The following is a 23,686-nucleotide window of genomic DNA, read 5'->3' as shown; positions in this document are numbered from 1 at the left end:
GGGTCAGGGGTGGTCGTGATCATGGTCGCCGGCGCGCAGCCGCGCGATGTCGCCCTCGTCATAGACATAAGACGTCCCGCAGAACTCGCAGACCACGTCGACCTTGCCCTCCACCGTCAGATCGGCCAGATCGTCGGCGGGCAGGCTGCGGATCAGCCCTTCCACGCGGCCGGTTGAACAGCGGCAGGCGAAGGCCAGCGCCAGTGGATCATAGACCACCACGCCGTCCTCGTGGAATAACCGCAGCAGCACCTGATCCAGAGGCAGCGCCGGATCGGTCAGTTCGGCGTCGCGGATGCTGGAGGCCAGCAGCACCGCGCGCCGCCAGCCATCTTCCTCATCCTCGACGCCGGCGGCACCGATGCCGCCTTCGTCGGGCATGCGTTGCAGCAGCAGTCCGCCGGCGCGCCAGCCGGTGGCGGTGCCATCGGCGGGCGGGGCGACCGCGAAGCGCACCGCGCTCTCGATCTGCTCCGACAGCCGGAAATAGCCATGGACCGCATCGGCCAGCCGCTCGCCATCCAGCTCGACGATGCCCTGATAGCGCTCCATGCCCTGGCCGGGGTCCAGCGTCAGGGCCAGATAGGCGCGGCCGAACAGCCGGGGCATCGACGGTGCGCCGCTGTGGCGCACCCCCGCCACCGGCTGGTCCAGTGCCGCCACCGCATCGGCATCGAACTGGGCATAGCCACGCAAGGCGCCTGACGCGGTCGCATCGGCCACTATCAGCGCCACCGGCCCGTCGCCGCGCACCTGCACCGTGAACACGCCCTCGGTCTTCAGCGAATGGGCGACCATGGCGGCCAGCGTCACCAGTTCGGCCAGCACCATCGACACTGCCACCGGATAGGCATGGCGGGTGACGATCTCGTCCAGCGCCGGCCCGATCCGCGCCAGACGGCCCCGGGCCTGGCCCCACGGCAGCCGGAAGGGCTGCGACATGTCGACATCCAGCCGGAAGGGCTGCGACATGTCGACATCCGGCCGCAACGCAGACGAGCGGTCGACCGAAGTCGACCGCTCGCCGGTCTCGCCGTCCTCGCCGCCCGCGGCCGGCCCCGCATCGGGGCCGGGGCGGGTTCGCGGATCAGTCATTGACAGGCTCCATGACGTCCAGGCACCACGCCAGCACCGCCTTCTGGGCGTGCAGGCGGTTGCCGGCCTCTTCGAACACGACCGATGCCGGGCCGTCCATCACCGCATCGGTGACTTCCTCGCCGCGATGGGCCGGCAGGCAATGCATGAACACCGCACCCGGCGCCGCCATCGCCATCACCGCATCATTCACCTGATAGGCGGGGAAATCCCGCTGGCGAGCCTCGGCATCCTTGCTGTCCATCGACACCCAGGTGTCGGTGACCACGCAATCGGCGCCGGTCACCGCATCGGCGATGTCGGTGCCGACCTGGATGCGGGCGCCGCGGGCGCGGGCCGCCTCGGCGATCGACGGCGCCGGCTGATAGGCGGCGGGGCAGGCCACGGTCAGCTCGAAGCCGAAATGCACCGCCGCCTGCATGAAGGTGGTGCACATGTTGTTGCCGTCACCCACCCAGGCGATCCGGCGTCCGGCCAGCCCGCCGGCGCCCCAGCGTTCCTCCAGGGTCATCAGGTCGGCCATCAGCTGGCAGGGATGCGAATGGCGGGTCAGGCCGTTGATCACCGGCACGGTGGCATGGGCCGCCAGATCTTCCAGCGTTTCATGCGCATGGCAGCGGATCATGATCGCGTCGACATATTGCGACAGCACGCGGGCGGTGTCGGCAATGGTCTCGCCGCGGCCAAGCTGGCTGTCCTGCGGGCTGATGATCAGGGCCGAACCGCCCAGCTCGTTCATCCCCACCTCGAACGACACCCGGGTGCGGGTCGACGGCTTTTCGAAGATCATCGCCAGGGTACGCCCGGCCAGCAGCGGCGGGCGTATGCCCGCCCTGCGCCGCGCCTTCAGCGCATGGGCGAAATCCAGCATCGCGCGCAGATCGCTGGTCGCCATGGCGTCCAGGTCCAGAAAATGGCGCGGTGGCGCCCCGGCCGGCCGCAGCCGGATCAGGGTGGTCATGTCAGCGGCCGTCATCCTGCGGCCTCCTCTGTTCCGATCTCGGCGGCAACCTGATCGCAGGCGCGCCGGATGGCGTCCAGCGCCTCGTCGATCTCGGCATCACCGATGATCAACGGCGGCAGCAGGCGCACGACATTGTCGCCGGCCGGCACGGTCAGCAGCCCGTTGGCACGGAAGGCATCGACCATGCGGCCGTTGGCGGCGGCGCATTTCAGGCCCAGCATCAGTCCGGCGCCGCGCACCTCGGTCAGCACGTTTGGATAGTTCGGCACCAGTTGCGACAGCTCGCCCCACAAGCGGTCGGATGCGCGCTGCACCTGATCGAGGAAGCCGTCTTCCAGCATCACGTCCAGCACGGCGTTGCACACCGCCATCGCCAGCGGTCCGCCGCCAAAGGTGGAGCCGTGGCTGCCGGGGCCCATGACATTGGCGACTTTTTCGGTCGCAAGACACGCACCCATCGGGAAGCCCGAGCCGATACCCTTGGCCACCGCCATGATATCGGGGGCGATACCCGCCCATTCATGGGCGAACAGCTTTCCCGTCCGGCCGAAGCCGCACTGGACCTCGTCTAGGAACAGCAGCAGGCCATGTTCGTCGGCAAGCTTGCGCAGGCCGCGCAGATAGTCCAGCGCCGCCGGCCGGATGCCGCCCTCGCCCTGAACCGGCTCGATCAGGATCGCCGCGGTCTCGGCCGTGACCGCGGCCGCGGCCGCGTCCAGATCGCCGAAGGGCACATGGTCGAAGCCGTCGACCACCGGATCATAGCCGTCGAGATATTTCGGGTTGCCCGCCGCTGCCAGCGTCGCCAGCGTGCGGCCGTGGAAGGCGCCCTGAACGGTGATGATCCGGTAACGACCAGGCTGGTTGGACAGGTCGAAATAGCGCCGCACCATCTTGATGCCGCATTCGATCGCCTCGGCGCCGGAATTGGAGAAGAACACCGTATCGGCGAAGGTTGCGGCGACCAGCCTTTCGGCGGCCTGCTGCTGGCCGGGGCTCTGATACAGGTTCGATACATGCCACAGCTTCGCCGCCTGGCCGGTCAGCGCCGACACCAGATGCGGATGTGAATGCCCCAGAGCATTCACGGCGATGCCGCTGGCGAAATCGAGGAATCGTCGCCCGTCCGCCGTGTAGAGATATGCGCCCTCGCCCTTGTCGAACGTCAGATCTGTCCGCGCATAGGTCGGCATCACGGCCGGGATCATCGTCCCTCGCTCCTCGTGTGGGGATCCGTCTGGATATCCGCACACGGACTGTGGCGGACACGACGGAAAGGGGCGAGTATCCGGTGTGGAACCGGTGCTGTCAATCGCGCAGCACAGCGCCGAAGCGGCGGATTTCCTTGGTGCGCGAACATCGCACGGTGTACGCTCACATCATATATGAAGGTCCGCCACGGACGTGTGTGGATGGTGCCTCCCTCAAGAATACACTTGGTGGTTGCAGCACCCTGTCACACAGGCAAGGCCGTCCCCGAACCCGATCCGGATGGCCCCGATCCGGACGGCCCCACTCCGGATGGCCCCGATCCGGACGGTTCTGAACCGGACGGCGTACCGGCGCCTGATCCGAACGGCCCTCGATCCCGGCCGGCGTTCTGTCTCCCTGTCACGGGAAGCAGGCGGCGGCGACAGTACAGGCAGATCATGACCGTCACCAGCCGCGGCCTCATCGTCCTCGCCGAGGACCAGGACAGTCTGCGAAAGCTCTATCGCGATGTGCTGGAGGCGCATGGATTCTCGGTGTTCACCGCCAATAACGGCGAACAGGCCATACAGCTGTGCATATCGAACACGCCCAAGCTGCTCATCCTCGACATCATGATGCCGGGCATGGACGGTATCGAGGCCTGTGGCCGGATCCGCAAAATTCTGGGCAGCACGGTGCCGATCATCTTCCTGTCCTCGCTCGACACGCGCGAAACCGTGCGTGCCTGCCTGGAAGCCGGCGGTGACGACTATATTATCAAGTCGGAAAGCCTGGCCAAGCTGATCGAGCGGGTGGAGTTCTGGACCCGGCCGAAGACCCCGCATGCCCGCGAACGCCGGCGTGAGGTGCTGACCTCCGCCCGTGATGCCCTGGCCCGCCCGCAGGCGGAACTGGCCAGCCGGCAGTTGAAGCTGGCCGAGGGGCCGCCGACCATCCAGAACGACGACGTCCTGCTGCGGGTCAGCCGGGTGGTGGCGCTGGCGCGTGCGCTGGCCAACCCCGATTTCGGCAATGTCCATGCCGAACAGGTGTTCATGCTGGGCTATCTCACCGGCTCGGTCGAATACTGGGCACAGCGCACGCCCGAGGTGAAGCGCCGCTTCGATGAATATCTGCGCGCGGCCCTGCGCGACACCGGCATCGTCGACAAAGCTCAGGGCGACCGGCTGATCGCGGCGCTGATCGATTTCGTCAACGAGCAGACCTTCAAATCCGGCCGGGCCGCCGGCCGCCGGGAGGCGAACGAGGCCGAGAACGGCGCCGGCCCGTTCGAGCCCATGGCGCTGCGCGATTTCGAGGAAAGCCGCCGCGCGCCGGATGGGCGCCGCTGATCGGGCGCCACTGATCGGATGGGCGCCGCCGCCCGCCCGCGCCGGACCGGTGCGCCGGCCGGATCAGATGACCACCAGCCGGCCGTCGGGGCCAAGGATGCGATAGAGCGTGACCAGACCGCCCTCTTCGAAGCCGATATCGGTGCGCAGCGCCGTGCGGTCCAGGCCGATGGCGCGCAGGCCCATCTCGCAGATCATGAACCGGCCGCCCAGTTCCGACACCGCCTCGATCAGATCCTCGATGCCGGCCGCGCCGCGGCTGGTGAGGCCGGCGTCATAGCCGGCCGCATCGGTGGCGATGCCCGCCGCAATCAAGTCGGCGCCCAGCGGCGCATCGGCCCAGCCGGGACGCCCGTCGGGGCCGGCGGCACGCAGGCTGAGCAGGGCGGCATTCGTGAAGAACAGCACCACCGGCGTCGACAGGGCCAGCGCCGCAGCAGCCATCGCCAACCCGTAATGCACCCGGTCGACGGCACCGGATTGCAGGATCAGCCCGGTGACCGGCCCGCCGGCTGGCGTCACCTCTCCATCCGGCATCAGCCCGCCTCCTGGCCGATCCGGGTGATGCGCGGATGGCTGCCGCAGAGCGGGCAGTCGGGATCGGCGGGCAGGCGCACGCTGCGGAAGCGGTTCGACAGCGCGTCGATGATCAGCATCCGCCCGGCCAGCCCCTCGCCGAGGCCGGTCAGTTCCTTCACCACCTCCAGCGCCTGAAGCGAACCGACCATGCCGGCCAGCGCGCCGATGATGCCGCCGCTGGAACAGCTGGGGATCAGCCCCGGCGGCGGCGGCGCCGGATAGAGGCAGCGATAGCAGGGCAGACGGGGGCCGCCGGTCGGACCCTCGCGGTGGCGATGCGAGGCGAAGGTATAGACCTGGCCGTCGAAGCGCAGGATCGCCGCCGACACCAGCGTCCGGCCCAGCAGGTGGCAGGCGTCGTTGACCAGAAACCGGGTGTCGAAATTGTCCGAACCGTCGGCAACCAGATCATAACCGCCGATCAGGGCCTCGGCATTGGCGGCGCTGATCGGCATGTCGTGGGTTTCCACCCGGGTGAGCGGGTTGAGCGCGCGGATCGCGCGGGCGGCGCTGTCCACCTTCGGTACGCCGATATCATTGGTGCGGTGGATGATCTGGCGCTGAAGATTGCTGAGGTCGACCCGGTCGCCATCGACGATGCCGATGGTGCCGACCCCCGCCGCCGCCAGATACAGGCCCAGCGGCGCGCCAAGCCCGCCGGCGCCGATCAGCAGCACGCGGGCGCGCTTCAGCGCCAGCTGTGCCGCTTCCGAGAATTCCGGCAGGACAAGCTGGCGGCTGTAACGCTCGATCTCGGCGTCGGTAAGCTCGTCGTCATCGCTCATGGCGGTGATATCGGCCTTGGTGGAGGTGTCGGGTCTGTGTGGAAGAGGGGCCGCGCGCGGGGCGGGCGGCGGGATGACCCGCCGCCCGCCTGCCGGGTCCGTCGGATCAGTCCAGGCCGTTGAACAGGTCGGTCGACAGATAGCGTTCGGCGAAGGAGGGCACGATCGCGACGATGATCTTGCCGGCCATGTCGGGCCGCTGGGCGATCTCCACCGCGGCCGCGACCGCGGCCCCCGACGAGATACCCGACGGGATGCCTTCGCTGCGCGCCAGCAGGCGGGCATAGTCGAAGGCGGTTTCGTTGGCGATGGTCAGCACCTCGTCGATCACCGACCGGTCCAGGATCTCGGGCACGAAGCCGGCGCCGATGCCCTGGATCTTGTGCGGGCCGGGCAGGCCCCCTGAGAGCACGGCGCTGTCTTCCGGTTCGACCGCGACCATGCGGATCGCCGGATTCTTCTGCTTCAGCACCTGGCCGATACCGGTGATGGTGCCGCCGGTGCCGACGCCGGCCACCACCACATCGACGCGGCCCGCGGTATCCGCCCAGATCTCTTCGGCCGTGGTCACCCGATGCACGGCCGGGTTGGCCGCATTGCGGAACTGCTGCAGCATGACCGCGTTCGGATTGCTGTCGACAATCTCCTGCGCGCGGGCGATGGCGCCCTTCATGCCGGCCTTGGCGGGGGTCAGTTCCAGCTCGGCGCCCAGCAGCTTCAGCATCTTGCGCCGTTCAACCGACATGCTCTCGGGCATGGCCAGGATCAGGCGATAGCCCTTGGCGGCGCAGACGAAGGCCAGCGCGATGCCGGTGTTGCCCGATGTCGGCTCGACCAGAACGGTATCGGGGCCGATGGCGCCCTCCGCCTCGGCGGCGGCGATCATCGCGCCGGCGATGCGATCCTTCACCGAGGCCAGGGGGTTGAAGAATTCCAGCTTCGCCAGAACCTCGCCCTTCACCTGCTTCTCGGCGCCGAGGCGCGACAGGCGCACCAGCGGCGTGTCGCCGATGGTGTCGATGATGTTGTCATAGATCCGGCCGCGGCCCTGGGTGGGCGTGGGGTGCCAGGTGGCGGGTGTATCGGTCATGATCGGCTCTCCTGTCAGGGGGGCGCGGTCTCAAGGCCCGGGCGCGGCGTGGCGCGCGGGTGCGGCGCGCCAGCTCAGATCGAGAAATCCATCCGGGTCATCGCTTCGCTGCGGATGCCCTGTTCCACGGCGCGCTGGCACAGATCGGCGACGGTGATACCGTCCAGCCGCGCCATCAATTCGTCCTGGACCTCCTGCCAGACCGGCCGGACCACCATGTGGCCAAGGTCGGAACCGGCGGGATCGGCCATCGGGTCGTCGGCCTTCTCCATGGCGCGCACCACGCGGGCGATGTCGCCGATGGTGATCTTGCGCCGCTCGCGCGCCAGCCGATAGCCGCCGCGCGGTCCGCGCACGCCTTCCAGGATCTCGGCGTGAACCAACTGCTGCATCACCTGTTCCAGATAACGCTGTGGGATGCCCTGGCGGCGGGTGATCTCTTTGCTCTGCACGGGTTCGGCGCCGCCGTTATGGGCGATGTCGACCACGGCTTCCAACGCGAACAGCAGTTTTTTCGACAGCCTGAGCATGGGCTTGTTGTCCGTTCGATCCTGTTCGTGAACCACGCCGGCCGGCCGGTGGAAGATCCGGCCATCCGATCGGCGGCGGCGCGCGGATGGTCAGGCCCCGGTGGAGCCGAAACCGCCCGCTCCCCGCACGGTCGCGGGCAGGGCGTCCACCTCAGCCAGCAGCGGCGCCGTGACCGGCGCCACCACCATCTGGGCGATCCGCATGCCGCGGGTGATGGTGAAGGCGGCATCGCCATGATTGATCAGCAGCACCTTCACCTCGCCGCGGTAATCCGCATCGATGGTTCCGGGGCTGTTGAGCACGGTGACGCCATGCTTGAAGGCGAGCCCCGACCGTGGCCGGATCTGCGCCTCGAACCCCTCGGGCAGGGCGATCGCCAGCCCCGTCGGCACCAGGGCGCGGGCGCCCGGCGCCAGGATCAGCGGCGCGGCTTCCGGCACGGCGGCGGCAAGATCCAGCCCTGCCGCTGCCTGGGTTTCCAACCGCGGCAGGGGCAGATCGCGGCCGTGATCCAGTCGGGTGACGGCGATGGACAGGGGCTGGGTCATTGGTCGGGCCTTGAACCAGGGCCGCATCCCGACGGATCGGGGGCGGCGAAATGATCGGCGATGCGCTGGGCCAGCCGGTCGGCCACCGCTTGTTTCGACATGGCCGGCCAGCTTTCGACGCCCCGATCGTCCAGCAGATGCACGGCATTGTCGTCGCCGCCGAAGGTGCTGGTGCCGGTGGCGACGTCGTTGGCCAGGATCCAGTCGCAGCCCTTGCGCCGCCGTTTGGCGTCGGCATGGTCGAGTACGCACTCGGTCTCGGCCGCGAAGCCCACCACCAGGGCCGGGCGCGCCGGCCCTGGCTCCGACAGCCGGCGCAGGATGTCGGGGTTCTCGATCAGCCGGATATCGGGTGGCAGGGCGCCGCCTTGCTGCTTCTTCAGCTTCTGTCCGGCTTCCAGCGCCGGGCGCCAGTCGGCGACCGCGGCGGCACAGACCGCGATATCGGCCGGGAGGGCCGCTTCCACCGCCGCCAGCATCTCGCGCGCCGCCTCGACATGCACCGTGGTGACACCGGCCGGATCGGCCAGACCGGTGGGGCCCGACACCAGGGTCACCCGCGCCCCCAAAGCCGCCAGGCTGGCGGCGATGGCATGCCCTTGTTTGCCGGATGACCGGTTGGCGATATAGCGCACCGGGTCGATCGGCTCGTGGGTCGGGCCGCTGGTGACGATGGCGTGGCGGCCCGACAGCGGTCCCGGCTGGTCGATCTGCGCGGCATCGATGATGTCGGGGTCGCCGTCCAGCCGGCGCTGACCGCCGGTGATCAGCCGCTGGCCGGGCTCCGGCGCCAGCGCCCGGATGATGGCCTCGACGATCGCCGGCGGCTCGCTCATCCGGCCGGGGCCGAACTCGCCGCAGGCCATGTCGCCCTCATCGGGGCCGACCATCAGAATGCCGTCTTCGGCCAGCCGGCGCAGATTGCGTTGGGTCGCGGGATGGAACCACATCCGGACATTCATCGCCGGCGCCACCAGTACCCGCTTGTCGGTGGCCAGCAGCAGGGTCGTCGCCAGGTCGTCGGCGATGCCGCCGGCCATCTTGGCCAGGACATCGGCCGTGGCCGGCGCCACCACCACCAGATCGGCCGCGCGCGACAGCTGAATATGGCCGATCTCGGTTTCGTCCTTCAACGAGAACAGGTCGGTGTGGACCTCTTCGCCCGACAGCACGCCCAGCGACATGGGCGTCACGAACTCGCCGGCGGCGGCGGTCATCACCACCCGCACCCCCGCGCCCGCCTTGCGCAGCAGGCGGATCAGTTCCAGCGCCTTATAGGCGGCGATGCCGCCGGTGACGATGAGCAGGATACGCTTGCCGGTGAGCACCGGACCCTCCTGACTGTGGTCCGACGGCGTGCGGGGGCCGTCATGTGGAACCTGCGCAATTGCGCAGGCTGAGCTGTGGTTAAACTAGGCGTCCCGACGCGTGGGCGCAAGTCCTCTCGCCGGAATGTTGATGGCCGGCCAAGTGGCGTTGAACCGGGGGCGTTGAACCGGGGGCGTTGAACCGGGAGCGTTGAACCTGATGGCGGCGGGTCAGCCCAGGATCAGCCAGAGCAGGGCCACGCACAGCGCGCCGCCCAGCGCCGCCGCGGTGCGTCCGCCACGGGCCTTCACCGGCCAGGCCCGTTCAGGGTCGGTCAGTTTTTCCAGCCGGTCGAGCGCGACCGGCAGCCGGCGCAGGAAGGCTGCGGCCTCGCGCGCTGCGGACTCGGCGCGGGCGCGGGGGCCCAGATTGGCGATCATCCACTCGCGGACCAGCGGTTCCGCCAGCACCCACATATTGGCGCCGGGGTCGAGCAGACGGGCCATGCCTTCCGCCTGAACCATGGTCTTCTGCAACAGCAGCAGCTGGGGCTGGGTCTCCATCTGGAACGTGGCGGTGACCTGGAACAGCTGGGCCAGAAGCCGGCCGATCGAAATCTCGTTCTGGGGCTTGCCCAGGATCGGCTCGCCGATCGATCGCGCCGCCTGGGCGAACAGCGGCCGGGACTGGTTTTCGGGCACGAAGCCGGCGGCGAAATGCACCTCGGCCACCGCCACATAGTCGCGTGCCAGGAACGAGCGCAGCATCTCGGCCAGATACAGCCGGGTCTGGCGGTCCAGCCGGCCCATGATACCGAAATCGATCACCGCGATCCGGCCGTCGGGCAGGATGAACAGATTGCCCGGATGCATGTCGCCGTGGAAAAAGCCGTCGCGGAACACCTGCAGGAAGAAGAACCGCGCGGCATTGGCCATGATGGTCCGGCCGTCGAGCCCGGCGGCATCGAGGGCTGTGGTGTCGTCGGCGCGCACGCCCACCACCCGCTCCAGCGTCATCACCCGCGCCGAGGTCCGCATCCAGTCGATTTCCGGCACCATGAAGCCGTCATCGCCGGCAAAGTTCTCGCGCAGCTCCTGGCCGGCCGATGCCTCCATTCGCAGATCGGTCTCGATCGCCACCACCTCGGCCAGCGTGCGGACCACCTCGACCGGTTTCAGGCGCCGGCTGCCGGGCAGCAGCCGTTCCAGCCAGCGGGCGATCCAGCCGAACAGCGCGAGGTCGGTGGCCAGCGCCTCCTCGACCCCCGGACGCAGGATCTTGACCGCGACCTCGCGGCCATCGGTGGTCTCGGCGAAATGGACCTGCGCGATCGATGCCGCCGCCACCGGCACATCGTCGAACCGGCTGAACAGGCTGTCCACCGGCTGTTCGAATTCGGCCTCGATGATCCGGCGGGCGTCCGCGGCGGGAAACGGCGGCAGCCGGTCCTGAAGCCGGGCCAGATCGCGGGCGACGTCCTCGCCGATCAGATCGGCGCGGATCGACAGCACCTGGCCCAGCTTGACGAAACTGGGGCCGAGGGCGGTAAGCGCGGTGGCCAGCCGGATGCCGTCGCGCATATCGGCCAGATCCCGGCGCATCAGCCGGCGCGCGGCCTGCCCCACGAAGCCGGCTGCCGGATGCTGGCTGCGCAGCTGCTCCAGCGGAAACAGCGCCCCGTGACGGGCGAGGACCAGACCGATCCGGGACAGCCGGAGCAGGTGGCGCAGGGTCGAGAGCATCGGGGTCCGATCGCGTCAGGGACGATAAGGGGAAGAGGTTGATAAGAGGAAGAGGATCAAGGTGGGGACGCGGCAGGGCCGGGCGGGCGCCGTCAGACCTTCCAGGCCGAATGCAGGGCGGCGATCCCGCCGGAGAGCAGCCGGACCTTCACCTGACGCAAGCCCGCCTCGGCGATCATGCCGGCGAAGCGGTCGGCTGTGGGAAACTTGCGGATGCTTTCCGCCAGATAGCGATAGCTCGCGGCATCGCGTGCCACCACCTGCCCAATCCTGGGCAGGATCGAGAAGGAATAGAGGTCATAGAGCCGGTCGAGCACCGGCGCCTGAACGTGCGAGAACTCCAGGCACATGAACCGGCCGCCGGGCTTCAGCACCCGCCGGGCTTCGGCCAGCGCCGCCGGGATGTCGGCCACGTTGCGGATGCCGAAGGCAATGGTATAGACATCCACCGAGGACGATGCCACCGGCAGCATCTCGGCATTGCCCGCCACCCAGTCGAGACCGTCGACCAATCCGCGGTCGACGCCGCGATCGCGCCCCACCGCCAGCATGGCGGGGGTGAGGTCGCAGACCGTGACCCGGGTCGGGGCGGCGATGCCGGCGGGGGTGTGGCCGCCATTGCGGCGGCTGCGTTCGATGAAGCGGAAGGCGATGTCGCCGGTGCCGCCGGCCACGTCCAGCAGATGCTGGCCCGGCCGGGGGGCCAGCCAGTCCATCATCGCATCCTTCCATAAGCGGTGGATGCCGCCGCTCATCAGATCGTTCATTAGGTCATAACGGGTGGCGACGCTGTCGAACACGCCGCGCACCATCCGGCGCTTGTCGCCGACCGTGACGGTCCGGAACCCGAAATCGGCTGGGCGGGCGTCGCCGGCATCGTCGCGCGGCCTTGCCGGCTCGGCGCCGTCGGGACGGGAATGACGGGGATCTGGGACGGGCATCGGGCGGTCCTTCGCAGGGCTATGCTTGCGGAACATAGCGCGGGCACCGGCATTGCGCTACCCTCACCCCCCATGCCAGAGTTGCCCGAAGTTGAAACCGTGCTGAAGGGGATCGCCCCCCGCCTGATCGGCCGCCGCCTTGCCCGGGTGGAGGCGCGGCGCCCTGACCTGCGCCGGCCGCTGCCGCCGGATTTCGCGGCCCGGCTGACCGGGCGCATGGTGCTGGGCGCCGATCGGCGCGCGAAATATCTGCGTCTGCATCTGGATGGCGGCGAGACCCTGATCATCCATCTGGGCATGTCGGGCCGGCTGGTGATCGAGGATGCGCCGCCGCCGGTCGCCTTCGTGCACGGCCCCGCCACTGCCACGGCGGATGCCCCGCACACCCATGTCGTGTTCACCCTGGACGATGCGACACGGGTGCTGTTCGCCGATCCGCGCCGCTTCGGTCTGATGGATCTGGCGGCGACCGCGGCGCTCGATACCCATGACCTGTTCGCGCATCTGGGGCCGGAGCCGCTGGGCAACGGCTTCTCGGGCCCCTATCTGGCGGCGGCCTTCCAGGGGCGGCGCGCGCCGGTGAAGGCGCTGCTGCTGGACCAGCGGATCGTGGTCGGCGTCGGCAACATCTATGCCAGCGAGAGCCTGTTCGAGGCCGGCATCCTGCCGCAGCGCGCGGCCGGCAGCCTTCGCGCCGCCGATTGCGAGCGGCTGGCCACGGCGGTGCGCGCCACGCTGAACCGCGCGATCCTGGCCGGCGGGTCCAGCCTGAAGGATTTTGTGGGCGCCTCGGGGGAACTGGGCTATTTCCAGCACAGTTTCCGGGTCTATGACCGCGCCGGCGCCCCCTGTTCCAGCGCGGATTGTGACGGTAGAATCGACCGGATCGTCCAGTCCAACCGTGCAACCTATTTTTGTTCCCGGTGCCAGGTATGATCTCTGCCCGATCGAAGACGCTGTTGACCGCCGCCCTGCTGGTGGCCCTGTCCGCCGCCGGCCCGGGGCGGCCGGCATCGGCGGCGGATGCGGATGCCAGCTTCCTGGCCCAGGTCGAAGATCTGCCCCTGGCGCCGGGTCTCGCCGAGGGCGATGGGGGCTTTACGTTTGACAAGCCCGACGGGCGTATCGTAGAGGCTTACGCAGTTGGTCGGGTAACCGGTGCCGAGGTGATGAGCTTCTATCGTGAGGCACTACCCCAACTGGGCTGGCGGGAAGTGCCGGCGCGGCCGGGCGTCGTGTTTCTGCGCGGCGCCGAGCGCCTGACCATCGAGACCGCCCAACAGGCGGCGGGCCGGCTGGTGGTGCATTTCGTGCTGGCGCCTGAAACGGGGCCGGCCGGCCGGCCCGTGGATTGACGGCGGTGGATCGACGGCGCCGGCACCACAGGACTTGCCAGACAATTCAGCCGTCGAGAGGGAGCCGCCGCCTGCGGGCGTGCCCCGCTCCTCAAGACGTCAGGCGGGATCGCGGAGGGAGCAAGACCCCATGTCCTACAAGACCATCATCGTCGACACGCGCGGCGCCGTGGGCATCGTTCAGTTGAACCGGCCCAAGGCGCTGAACGCGCTGTGTGCCGAACTGATCGAGGAACTGAATGCGGCGCTGGACGCCTATGAGGCGGACCCCGAGATCGGCGCGATCATCGTCACCGGCAGCGAGAAGGCATTCGCCGCCGGTGCCGATATCAAGGAGATGCTGCCGAAGTCGTTCCAGGACGTCTATATGGAAGACTTCATCTCGCGCTGGGAGCGGATCACCCGCTGCAAGAAGCCGGTCATCGCCGCGGTGTCGGGCTATGCGCTGGGCGGCGGCTGCGAACTGGCCATGATGTGCGATTTCATTCTCGCGGCCGAGAATGCGAAATTCGGCCAGCCCGAAATCAATCTGGGCACCATTCCCGGATCGGGCGGCACTCAGCGTCTGACCCGGTTCGTCGGCAAGTCGAAGGCCATGGAAATGTGCCTGACCGGCCGGATGATGGATGCCGAGGAAGCCGAGCGGGCCGGGCTGGTCAGCCGGATCGTGCCGGTGACCGATCTGATGGACGAGGCGCTGAAGGTGGCCCAGGCCATCGCCGCCAAGTCGCTGCCATCGGTGATGATGGCGAAGGAGGCGGTGAACGCCGCCTACGAGACCACGCTGACCCAGGGTGTGCGGTTCGAGCGCCGCCTGTTCCATTCCAGCTTCGCCCTCGACGACCGCCGCGAGGGCATGACCGCCTTCTCGGAAAAGCGCGAGCCGCAGTTCAGGAACCGCTGAGCCGCCGCCACGGCCGTATGCTGAAAGGCTGCGGTGGCATTGCCACAATCGGCGCCGCTCCGTCGGCGCCGGTTTCGGCTTTGCCGATAACGTCTTGACTCATGTCCGGCGCGCACCTATCGTCTGCCGCCTGAGTTTCCTTTTGTTCCCAGACCGATCCGAAGGGCCGACCCCTTATGGCCAATCATGACTCCGCCAAGAAGCGTATCCGCCGCAACGCGCGCCGGGCCGAAATCAATGGCGACCGTATCAGCCGCATCCGGACCTTCGTGAAGAAGGTCGAGAAGGCCCTGCTTCAGGGCGATAAGGATGCAGCCGTTGCCGCTTTCGCCGTTGCCGAGCCGGAACTGCGCCGTGGCGTCAACAAGGGCGTTCTGCACGCCAATACCGCGTCTCGCAAGATCTCGCGCCTCAGCGCGCGGGTGAAGGGTCTGGCCCAGGCCTGATCCGGCCCCGGAGCCGGCCGGGTGCAGACCTGGTCCGGTTTCGAGCTTGCGTCAGACTGTGATCTGTCCTGCGGGGCCGGCATCGGTTCCCGTCGTCCAGGCATCTGATTCGTCGGCGTTGTCCGGTTGAATCAGGCCTGCGGCCGGCTGGAATCTGCAGGCCGGACCTAGCCGTTCAACGCACGGCATGCGTTCATCGCGTGCCGTGCGTTGTCGCGTCTGGGCGTCGTCTTGTAGCAAATGACCGCGTTCACATTTCGGTCCCATTGCCAGCCGGACGGGCGGGGGCTAGTCTAGCCTCATCGAATGCAGGTCCGTACCGATGCGGGTGTGGCCCACTGGTTCCGATGTCGTCGATGCCCTGAGCGGCCGGCAGCCTTGGCCTTTATGGTCGCGGGCGGCCCGGGCGCACAGCCGGGGTATCATCCGGCATGCGGCTGCCGGCCCGGGGATGCCCGGTCACAAGCCGACCTGCTCCCCAAGACACAAGTGGATGAAGGCGCTTCGCGGTTCGATGCAGTGGCATTGAGCCTCGCCGGATACGCTTTGCCCGCAGACCGATTGCCAGTTGCCGGCTGTCGCGGCATCGTTCGGCCCATCCTTCATCCTTTTCGTCCAGATCTGCCAGAGGAGCCACGAGGCGACGCCATGGCCAGCACCGATGACATCCGCCTGAATGCCGCCGCCCGCACCGGTGCCCATGCCGGCTACGCCGGCGACGTGACGCCTGAAGAGGCATGGTCGCTTCTTGAGCAGCATCCCGATGCTGTTCTGGTCGACGTGCGCACCCGTGAGGAGTGGATGTTCGTGGGTCTGCCGGCCCTGCAATCTCTGGGCAAGGAACCAAGGCTGATCTCGTGGCAGGTCTGGCCGCAGATGGCACAGAACCACGATTTCACCGGCACCCTGGCCGAGGCCGGTATCGGCCCTGATCAGCCGGTGGTGTTTCTGTGCCGCAGCGGCGGGCGGTCACGGGCGGCGGCGATGGCCGCCACCAGCGCCGGCTATACCGCGGCCTTCAACATCGAGGGCGGCTTCGAAGGCGATGTGGGTGAAGACGGGCATCGCGGCACGGTGAACGGCTGGAAGGCGGCGGGGCTGCCCTGGTTCCAGAACTGACGCCACCGCCCGTCACCGCCGCGCCGCTGTCCGGAAGGGGGCGGCGTGGTTGCCGTTCGTCCGCATGAAGCCGGGCGACCCCCGCCAATTGCGACTGCCGTTGCCCATGACCCCGGTTTCCGATCCCGCCGACTTTGCCGAATACGAGGCGCAATGGGGCCGCGTTCGTGATGCGCTCCGCAGCGAATTCGGCGACGCCGCCTTTTATTCCTGGCTGAAGCCCCTGTCGCTGGCTGCCGTGACCGAGGGCCGCGTGACGATCGCGGTGCCGACGCGGTTCATGCGCGACTGGGTCGTATCGCATTATGCCGATCGTATCCGCGTGCTGTGGTCGTGGGAAAATCCGGCGGTCCGCCGGGTGGACATCTCGGTCGCCGGTGCCTGGGGGGCTGCCGATCCGGCATCGGCCAAGGCCGCCGCCGCCGCCAGGGCCGCCGGTGCCAAGGCTGCCGACGATGATGCCGTCGCTCCGGTTGTGCCGCCGGCAGCCAACGGCCCCCGCTCGGGCGGGGCTGCCATCTATAACGGTGAAGGTTACAACGGCGAGGGCCGTGGCGGCATTTCCGGCGGCTATGTGACCGGCGGCTATGGCGGTGGCGCGCCGCTGCCGCCGCGCAGCAGCAAGCCGTCGCCGGTGCCGGCCGGCCAGTCGCGGGCGGGCGGGGGGCCGGCGAATCAGCCGGGCAGCCATCAGCCCCCGGGGCACCAGCCTGGAAGTCACCAGTCCGGAGGTCACCAGTCCGGAGGTCACCAGTCCACGGGCCATAACGCTTCGGGGCGCGGGCCGTCCGGCCATGACGGCACAGGTTCCGGTCCCGTGGCCTATGGGGCGGGCCGCAACGGCCGCAGTGGTGCCCAGGCGGCGCCGATGTCCGAGGCCGAAGCCGATGCCGAGGCCAGCCACCGCGCGGCGGAACGCATCGATCAGTGGTCGGCCGGTCTGGATCCGCGCTTCACTTTCGACAATTTCGTCTGCGGCAAGCCGAACGAACTGGCCCATGCCGCGGCGCTCCGGGTGGCGGAAAGCGAAACCGTACAGTTCAACCCGCTGTTCCTGTATGGCGGTGTCGGCCTTGGCAAGACCCATCTTATGCATGCCATCGCATGGCATATCCGCGGCCGCAACCCGCGGCGCAAGGTGGTGTACATGTCGGCCGAGAAGTTTATGTACGAATTCATCCGGGCGCTGCGCTACAAGGATACGATGGCGTTCAAGGAGCAGTTCCGCTCGGTCGACGTGCTGATGATCGATGACGTGCAGTTCATCAGCGGCAAGGATTCGACTCAGGAGGAATTCTTCCACACTTTCAACGCTCTGGTGGACCAGAACCGGCAGATCGTGGTGTCGGGCGACCGCTCGCCATCGGATCTGGACGGGATGGAGGAGCGGCTGCGCTCGCGCCTCGGCTGGGGCATGGTCGCCGATATCCACCCCACCACCTATGAACTCAGGCTGGGCATCCTGCAGCAGAAGGCCGATCAGCTGGGTGCCGTGGTGCCGGGCAAGGTTCTGGAATTCCTGGCCCACAAGATCGCCTCCAACGTCCGCGAGCTTGAGGGCGCACTGAACCGGGTGGTGGCGCATGCCACCCTGGTCGGCCGCGCGATCACGCTTGAGACCACACAGGAGGTGCTGCAGGATCTGCTGCGTGCCAATGAGCGCCGGCTGACCATCGAGGACATCCAGAAGCGGGTGGCCGAGCACTTCAACATCCGGGTGTCGGACATGCATTCCGCCCGCCGCTCGCGGGCGATCGCCCGGCCCCGGCAGGTGGCGATGTATCTGGCCAAGCAATTGACCCAGTCCAGCCTGCCGGAGATCGGCCGAAAATTCGGCGGCCGCGACCATACCACCGTGATGCATGCGGTGAAAAAGGTCGAGGAACTGGGCAGCCAGGACAGCAGCTTCGCCGACGATATCGAGCTGCTGCGGCGGATGCTGGAAAGCTGAACCGCAGCGCGCGGGGAATGCCCGCAAAGCTGGCGATGCAACTGGCTTGCAGTTATACTCTCAGGCCCCGGCGGGCCTGGAGTTCCGGCCCGCCACGAACCCCTGAACCTGCCGGCCGGGCGTGCCCCAAGCCGATTGACGTCCGTTCCCGCCACCCAAGCGGAAACAGCCCTCACCGGGAGCGCACATGAAGCTTTCCATCGAACGCGCCGCCTTGCTCCGTGCGCTCACTCACGTGCAGAGCGTCGTCGAGCGCCGCAACACCATACCGATCCTGGCCAATGTCCAGTTCGAGGCCGACGCATCGGGCGCGCTGCGCCTGACCGCGACCGATCTGGACCTGTCGGTGGTCGAGGAGGTGCCGGCGACGGTGGTCCAGGCGGGGCGGACCACGGTGCCCGCCCATACCCTTCACGACATTGTCCGCAAGCTGCCCGACGGCGCCGAGATCGAGCTGGCGCTCGATGCCGCCAAGGGCCAGATGAAGCTGTCGGCGGGGCGCTATGCCTCGGCGCTGTCGGTGCTGCCGGCCGAAGACTTCCCTGAGATCGCCGAGGGCAATCTGCCGTTTGCCTTCCATCTGTCGGCCACCGACCTGAAGCGGCTGATCGACAAGACCCGGTTCGCGATTTCGACCGAAGAGACCCGCTATTACCTGAACGGCATCTATCTCCATGTCGCCGAAAGCCCGGATGGCCGGCGGCTGCGCGCGGTGGCGACCGATGGTCACCGTCTGGCGCGGGTGGAGAGCGAGGTGCCGGAGGGTGCGGCCGGCATGCCGGGCGTGATCGTGCCGCGCAAGGCGGTGGGCGAGCTGCGCAAGCTGATCGACGAGATCGAGGACGAGGTGGCGGTGGCCTTGTCGGAAACCAAGATCCGGTTCGCCTTCGGCCGCGTGGTGCTGACCTCGAAGCTGATCGACGGGTCGTTCCCGGATTATGAGCGGGTGATCCCGGCCGGCAACGACAAGATCGTGCGCATCGACGGCAAGCCCTTCGCGGCCGCGGTCGACCGGGTGGCGACGATTTCCAGCGAGAAGTCGCGGGCAGTGCGTTTCGCGCTCAGCGATGGCCGGCTGGATCTGGCGGTGACCAGCCCCGATCACGGCTCGGCGAGCGAAGAGCTGACGGTCGATTACGAGGGGCAGCACATCGAGATCGGCTTCAACTCGCGCTATGTGCTCGATGTGGCCGGTCAGATCGACGGCGACCTGATGGAGATGGCGATCGCCGACGGAGCCTCGCCGGTGGTGATCCGCGACACCGCGGATGCCGGTGCCCTGTATGTGCTGATGCCGATGCGGATTTGATCACGTCCGATCCCACGTTTCCCGACACCCCATATCAGCCCGGCGGGTCCGCAGTGCCCGGTGGCGCAGGCGATACTGTGCCGGCGCTGACCCGGCTGGTGCTGACCGGCTTTCGCAACTATGCCGGGCTGCGGCTGGCGCTCGATCCCCGGCCGGTGGTGCTGACCGGCGCCAATGGCGCCGGCAAGACCAATCTGCTGGAAGCGGTGTCGATGCTGGCGCCCGGGCGCGGCCTGCGCGGTGCCCGGTTGGCAGATATGGACCGCTTGGCCGATATGGACCGTCTGGCCGCGATGGATCATCGGGATGAGACGGGTCATCTGGGCGGAACGGGCCATACCGGTGCCGGTTGGGCGGTGGCGGCAACGGTGCGGACCGGCGACGGGCCGGTCGAGGCCGGCACCGGTCTGGCCGGCGGCGGGGGGGAGCGGGAACGCCGGGTGGTGCGGATCGACGGCCGCAATGCCAGTGCCGCGGAACTCGGCCGGCGCTGGTCGGTCTTGTGGGTGACGCCGTTGATGGACCGACTGTTCATCGATAGCGCCGGCAACCGGCGGCGGTTCTTCGACCGGCTGGTCTATGGCCTGGATCCCGACCATGCCGGGCGGATCGCCGCCTATGAGCAGGCGATGCGCGAACGCGCCCGGCTGTTGCGCGACGGCCGCCGCGACCCGGCATGGCTGGCTGCGCTGGAAGCCACGATGGCGGCCAAGGGGGTTGCGATCGCGGCGGCGCGGCTGGGTTTCATGCGCCAGTTGAAGGCGGTTCTGGCTGCGGGCGACGGGGCTTTCCCACGCGCGCGGATTGCGATTGAGGGCGAGGTGGAGGCGGCTCTGGCCGTGGAACCCGCCCTGGCGGTTGAAGACCGGCTGGCCGCAAGGCTGGCCGAGTGCCGCGGTCAGGATGCCGAGGCCGGGGGCACCCGGGTCGGCCCGCACCGCAGCGATCTGGTGGTGACCCATGATGCCGGCGGCATGCCGGCCGCGCGGTGTTCCACCGGCGAACAGAAGGCGCTGCTGCTGGCGATCGTGCTGGCGGTGGCGCGGCTGAAACGGACAGTGGAGGGATCGGCCCCGATCCTGCTGCTGGACGAGGTCGCAGCCCATCTCGATGCCGAGCGGCGCACAGCACTCTATGACGTGCTGGTGACGCTCGGTTCCCAGGCCTGGCTCACCGGCACCGACCGACCGCTGTTTGCGGGGCTGGAGGGACGGGCTCAATTCTTGCGGATCGCCGATGCCTCGGCGATGCGCGAATGAGCACGCGTCATGGATGGCTGGTCTCCCGGCCGTCCGGCAGGATCATGGGCGTCTCCACGGCGGAGGCCCGTTCATGACCGGCGACGCGCGCGCATGCCCCAGACCGAGGAAGCCCCATGGCCGAGGATGATGGAACCGGTTCGATGACAGAGCAGCCCGCACACTCCCAGTCCGAGACTGCCATCGCAGCCACGTCCTATGGTGCCGACTCGATCAAGGTTCTGCGTGGCCTGGATGCCGTGCGCAAGCGCCCGGGCATGTATATCGGCGACACCGACGACGGCTCGGGCCTGCACCACATGGTCTATGAGGTGGTCGACAACGCCATCGACGAGGCGTTGGCCGGCTGGTGCGATCAGGTCCATGTGGTGCTGAACGGCGACGGATCGGTGACGGTCCGCGACAATGGCCGCGGCATCCCGGTCGATATCCATGACGAGGAAGGCGTGTCGGCGGCTCAGGTCATCATGACCCAGCTGCATGCCGGCGGTAAGTTCGACCAGAATTCCTACAAGGTGTCGGGCGGCCTGCATGGCGTGGGCGTGTCGGTGGTGAACGCGCTGTCGGAATGGCTGGAACTCAGGATCTGGCGCGCCGGCAATGAACACTATATGCGCTTCAAGATGGGCGAGGCGGTCCAGCCGCTGGAGATTGTCGGCCAGAGTGGCGACAAGACCGGCAGTGAAATCACCTTCATGCCGTCGACCGAGATCTTCACCCAGGTGAATTTCGATGCGGCGACGCTGGAGCGTCGGCTGCGCGAGCTCGCCTTCCTGAATTCGGGCGTGACCATCGAATTCGTCGACAGCCGCACCGATACCCCGGTCAGCCACCGTATGCATTACGACGGCGGCATCGAGGCTTTCGTGCGCTATCTGGACCGCAGCAAATCGCCGATGCATGGCACCCCGATCACGGTATCCGGCGAGCGCGCCGGCATCATGGTCGAAGTGTCGATGCAGTGGAATGACAGCTATCACGAGAACGTGCTGTGTTTCACCAACAACATCCCGCAGCGTGACGGCGGCACCCATCTGGCCGGGTTCCGCGCGGCGCTGACCCGCACCATCAACGCCTATGCCACGTCATCGGGTATCGCCAAGCGCGAGAAGGTGTCGGTGTCGGGCGAGGATGCGCGCGAGGGGCTGACCTGCGTGCTGTCGGTGAAGGTGCCGGACCCGAAATTCTCGTCGCAGACCAAGGACAAGCTGGTCAGTTCCGAGGTGAAGCCGGCGGTCGAGAATCTGGTCGGCGAACGGCTCGACCAGTGGTTCGAGGAGCATCCCCAGGACGCCCGCGCGATCGTGGGCAAGGTGGTCGAGGCGGCGGTGGCGCGTGAGGCCGCGCGCAAGGCCCGCGAACTGACCCGGCGCAAGAGCGCGCTGGACATCACCAGCCTGCCCGGCAAGCTGGCCGATTGTCAGGAACGCGACCCCGCCAAATCCGAAATCTTCCTGGTCGAGGGTGACTCGGCAGGCGGATCGGCCAAGCAGGGCCGCAACCGCGCCAATCAGGCGATCCTGCCGCTGCGCGGCAAGATCCTGAATGTCGAGCGGGCGCGGTTCGACAAGATGTTGAGTTCCGCTGAAATCGGCACGCTGATCTCGGCGCTGGGCTGCGGCATCGGCCGGGACGATTTTAACGCCGACAAGCTGCGCTATCACAAGATCATCATCATGACCGACGCAGACGTGGACGGAAGCCATATCCGCACCCTGCTGCTGACCTTTTTCTATCGTCAGATGCCTGAACTGATCCGGCGTGGTCATCTGTACATCGCCCAGCCGCCGCTGTACCGCATCAAGCGCGGGACCAGCGAGGTCTATCTGAAGGGCGAGCTGGCGCTTGAAAACCACCTGATCGGCCAGTCGCTGCAGGATGCCGTATTGACCCTGCATTCGGGCGCCCAGCGTGCCGGCGGCGATCTGCGCACGGTGGTGGAGCGTGCCCGCGACGTCGCCAATCAGTTGAAGGCGATCGCACGGCGGGCGCCGCTCTGGCTGCTGGAGGAAGCGGCATTGTCGGGCGCGTTGTCGGAAGCCTCTTTCGCCGATGCGGTCGCGGCCGAACAGGCTGGCCGGATCCTGATCGCCCGGCTGGACGCGCGGTCGAACGAGCATGACCGCGGCTGGAGCTATGCGGTGGAGACCAGCGCGCCGGAAGGCGAGGCCGGCGGCACCGGCCCGGTGCCGCGCGCGGGTGAGGTGCGCCGCATCCGGGTGCGCCGCGAACTGCGCGGCATGCAGGAGAGCTATACGATCGAGGCGGCGCTGTCGCGCGGTGGTGAGGCCCGGCTGATCAGCCGCTATCTGGCGGAGCTTGCCGGCGTGTTCGACGGCCCGGCCCGCATCGCCTTCGACAAGGGCCGCGAGGTGCGTGTCGCCACGCCGACCCAGCTTTTCGAGGCGGTGCTGGAAGCCGGACGGCGCGGCATTCAGGTGCAGCGCTACAAGGGTCTGGGCGAGATGAACGCCGACCAGTTGTGGGAAACCACCATGGACCCCAACAGCCGCACCCTGCTTCAGGTGCGCGTCAACCATGCCGACGAGGCCGACGAGATCTTCACGACCCTGATGGGCGACGTGGTGGAGCCCCGCCGCAATTTCATTCAGGACAATGCGCTGAACGTGTCCAATCTGGATGTGTGATCATGACGGATGATGCGCTGCGGGGCGGCAGGACGTTCTTTCAGGACGCCTTGCTCGTCCTCGCCGATGCATCGCGTCGATTGGAAGAGGCAGGCATCGCGCGGCCGGTGCTGGTTGGTGGTGCGGCGGTGGAGTTCTACACCGCTTCACATTTCGTCTCGGGCGATTTCGATATCGTCATTCCCAGTCAAGCCAAACTCGAAGCCGTTCTACGCGAGATGGGATTCGAGACACCGCGCGACGGGACACGCGGCCTGCATCACTATGCAAAGAATGCGACGGGACACGCGGCCTGCATCACTATGCAAAGAATATCGGGGTTGAGGTGGTCGGCTCACGCCTTCTGGATGGTGCGGATTCTATAGATTACATTTCTCAGGTTGAATTTGAACCTGGTTTTCGTGTCGATTTCATCGGTGTCGAGGATCTGATCGCCGACCGTGTCGCGCAGGCCGATGCGACGTCGAGGTTGGATCAAGATCGTCTGGCTCAGAGTCGGACTCAAAACTAATACCCATTGATTTCAAGCCCTTGCGATGAACCGTGCGGTGCGTCGGATGGAGGCGATG

At 67.8% G+C, this 23,686-nt stretch carries 22 protein-coding genes; 11 read left to right on the top strand and 11 right to left on the bottom strand.

The window, feature by feature from the left end; translation table 11 throughout:
- Positions 1-3: 3 nt before the first annotated feature.
- From hslO to IEW15_RS18180, 3 genes are read right to left on the bottom strand one after another with little or no spacing between them, the layout of a single operon-like run.
- Positions 4-1,095 carry an Hsp33 family molecular chaperone HslO gene (hslO, locus tag IEW15_RS18190; protein ID WP_229708267.1) on the bottom strand — a complete coding sequence of 364 codons (1,092 nt, stop codon included), beginning with the start codon at positions 1,093-1,095 and terminating at the stop codon, positions 4-6.
- Positions 1,088-2,071 carry an ornithine carbamoyltransferase gene (argF, locus tag IEW15_RS18185; RefSeq protein WP_229708266.1) on the bottom strand — a complete coding sequence of 328 codons (984 nt, stop codon included), beginning with the start codon at positions 2,069-2,071 and terminating at the stop codon, positions 1,088-1,090. The genes hslO and argF overlap by 8 nt, the downstream gene beginning before the upstream one ends.
- Positions 2,068-3,267 carry an aspartate aminotransferase family protein gene (locus tag IEW15_RS18180; RefSeq protein ID WP_188580527.1) on the bottom strand — a complete coding sequence of 400 codons (1,200 nt, stop codon included), beginning with the start codon at positions 3,265-3,267 and terminating at the stop codon, positions 2,068-2,070. The genes argF and IEW15_RS18180 overlap by 4 nt, the downstream gene beginning before the upstream one ends.
- Positions 3,268-3,708: 441 nt before the next feature.
- On the opposite strand from IEW15_RS18180, the gene IEW15_RS18175 reads away from it, so the two are divergent.
- Positions 3,709-4,602 carry a response regulator gene (locus IEW15_RS18175; protein WP_188580525.1) on the top strand — a complete coding sequence of 298 codons (894 nt, stop codon included), beginning with the start codon at positions 3,709-3,711 and terminating at the stop codon, positions 4,600-4,602.
- Between the two features lie 63 nt (positions 4,603-4,665).
- Here the strand turns inward: IEW15_RS18175 and IEW15_RS18170 are convergent, their stop codons facing one another.
- From IEW15_RS18170 to IEW15_RS18135, 8 genes are all read right to left on the bottom strand, one after another.
- Entirely contained in the window at positions 4,666-5,139 is a 474-nt protein-coding gene (locus IEW15_RS18170; protein ID WP_188580523.1) for a DsrE family protein, read from the bottom strand.
- A complete protein-coding gene (locus tag IEW15_RS18165; protein WP_188580521.1) occupies positions 5,139-5,966 on the bottom strand; it encodes a HesA/MoeB/ThiF family protein in 828 nt (275 codons plus the stop codon). The genes IEW15_RS18170 and IEW15_RS18165 overlap by 1 nt, the downstream gene beginning before the upstream one ends.
- Before the next feature lie 106 nt (positions 5,967-6,072).
- On the bottom strand, positions 6,073-7,056 hold the full coding sequence (cysK, locus tag IEW15_RS18160) for a cysteine synthase A (RefSeq protein ID WP_188580519.1): 984 nt from the start codon (positions 7,054-7,056) through the stop codon (positions 6,073-6,075).
- A 74-nt stretch (positions 7,057-7,130) separates the two neighbouring features.
- Complete coding sequence (locus IEW15_RS18155) at positions 7,131-7,586, bottom strand: RrF2 family transcriptional regulator (protein WP_188580517.1); 456 nt, start codon at positions 7,584-7,586, stop codon at positions 7,131-7,133.
- A gap of 90 nt (positions 7,587-7,676) precedes the next feature.
- Entirely contained in the window at positions 7,677-8,135 is a 459-nt protein-coding gene (gene dut / locus IEW15_RS18150) for a dUTP diphosphatase (protein ID WP_188580515.1), read from the bottom strand.
- Positions 8,132-9,463, bottom strand: coding sequence for a bifunctional phosphopantothenoylcysteine decarboxylase/phosphopantothenate synthase (locus tag IEW15_RS18145; RefSeq protein ID WP_188580513.1), 1,332 nt, complete (start codon positions 9,461-9,463; stop codon positions 8,132-8,134). The genes dut and IEW15_RS18145 overlap by 4 nt, the downstream gene beginning before the upstream one ends.
- 210 nt (positions 9,464-9,673) lie before the next feature.
- Positions 9,674-11,185, bottom strand: a complete 1,512-nt coding sequence (ubiB, locus tag IEW15_RS18140) for a 2-polyprenylphenol 6-hydroxylase (protein ID WP_188580511.1) — start codon at positions 11,183-11,185, stop codon at positions 9,674-9,676.
- Positions 11,186-11,277: 92 nt separating this feature from the next.
- Positions 11,278-12,126 carry a class I SAM-dependent methyltransferase gene (locus IEW15_RS18135; protein WP_188580509.1) on the bottom strand — a complete coding sequence of 283 codons (849 nt, stop codon included), beginning with the start codon at positions 12,124-12,126 and terminating at the stop codon, positions 11,278-11,280.
- A gap of 72 nt (positions 12,127-12,198) precedes the next feature.
- Between IEW15_RS18135 and mutM the strand changes: the two genes are divergently transcribed.
- The 10 genes from mutM to IEW15_RS18080 all read left to right on the top strand — a co-directional run bounded on the left by mutM (position 12,199) and on the right by IEW15_RS18080 (position 23,482).
- The gene (mutM, locus tag IEW15_RS18130; protein ID WP_188580506.1) at positions 12,199-13,062 is read left to right on the top strand and encodes a bifunctional DNA-formamidopyrimidine glycosylase/DNA-(apurinic or apyrimidinic site) lyase; all 864 of its coding nucleotides are present in this window, start codon (positions 12,199-12,201) and stop codon (positions 13,060-13,062) included.
- Positions 13,059-13,481 carry a hypothetical protein gene (locus IEW15_RS18125; protein WP_188580504.1) on the top strand — a complete coding sequence of 141 codons (423 nt, stop codon included), beginning with the start codon at positions 13,059-13,061 and terminating at the stop codon, positions 13,479-13,481. Before mutM ends, IEW15_RS18125 begins: the two co-directional genes overlap by 4 nt.
- Positions 13,482-13,611: 130 nt before the next feature.
- Positions 13,612-14,385 (top strand): enoyl-CoA hydratase, encoded by a 774-nt coding sequence (locus tag IEW15_RS18120; protein WP_188580503.1) that lies wholly within the window; start codon positions 13,612-13,614, stop codon positions 14,383-14,385.
- A 176-nt stretch (positions 14,386-14,561) separates the two neighbouring features.
- The gene (gene rpsT, locus IEW15_RS18115; protein WP_188580501.1) at positions 14,562-14,831 is read left to right on the top strand and encodes a 30S ribosomal protein S20; all 270 of its coding nucleotides are present in this window, start codon (positions 14,562-14,564) and stop codon (positions 14,829-14,831) included.
- Between the two features lie 648 nt (positions 14,832-15,479).
- Positions 15,480-15,950 carry a rhodanese-like domain-containing protein gene (locus IEW15_RS18110; protein WP_188580499.1) on the top strand — a complete coding sequence of 157 codons (471 nt, stop codon included), beginning with the start codon at positions 15,480-15,482 and terminating at the stop codon, positions 15,948-15,950.
- 106 nt (positions 15,951-16,056) lie between these two features.
- Positions 16,057-17,901, top strand: a complete 1,845-nt coding sequence (dnaA, locus tag IEW15_RS26025; RefSeq protein ID WP_229708265.1) for a chromosomal replication initiator protein DnaA — start codon at positions 16,057-16,059, stop codon at positions 17,899-17,901.
- Between the two features lie 187 nt (positions 17,902-18,088).
- Positions 18,089-19,210: a DNA polymerase III subunit beta gene (gene dnaN / locus IEW15_RS18095; protein ID WP_188580497.1), complete on the top strand. Its 1,122-nt coding sequence runs from the start codon at positions 18,089-18,091 to the stop codon at positions 19,208-19,210.
- 53 nt (positions 19,211-19,263) lie between these two features.
- On the top strand, positions 19,264-20,469 hold the full coding sequence (gene recF, locus IEW15_RS18090) for a DNA replication/repair protein RecF (protein ID WP_229708264.1): 1,206 nt from the start codon (positions 19,264-19,266) through the stop codon (positions 20,467-20,469).
- Between the two features lie 143 nt (positions 20,470-20,612).
- Positions 20,613-23,117 carry a DNA topoisomerase (ATP-hydrolyzing) subunit B gene (gene gyrB / locus IEW15_RS18085; protein ID WP_188580493.1) on the top strand — a complete coding sequence of 835 codons (2,505 nt, stop codon included), beginning with the start codon at positions 20,613-20,615 and terminating at the stop codon, positions 23,115-23,117.
- Positions 23,118-23,119: 2 nt separating this feature from the next.
- Positions 23,120-23,482, top strand: a complete 363-nt coding sequence (locus IEW15_RS18080; RefSeq protein WP_188580491.1) for a hypothetical protein — start codon at positions 23,120-23,122, stop codon at positions 23,480-23,482.
- The last annotated feature ends 204 nt before the right edge of the window (positions 23,483-23,686 follow it).

It is taken from the genome of Tistrella bauzanensis (assembly GCF_014636235.1).
In the GTDB taxonomy this organism is placed as follows: Bacteria; Pseudomonadota; Alphaproteobacteria; order Tistrellales; family Tistrellaceae; genus Tistrella; species Tistrella bauzanensis.
The sequence above is the reverse complement of the archived record's forward strand: the minus strand, read 5'-3'. Positions and strand labels throughout refer to the sequence as shown.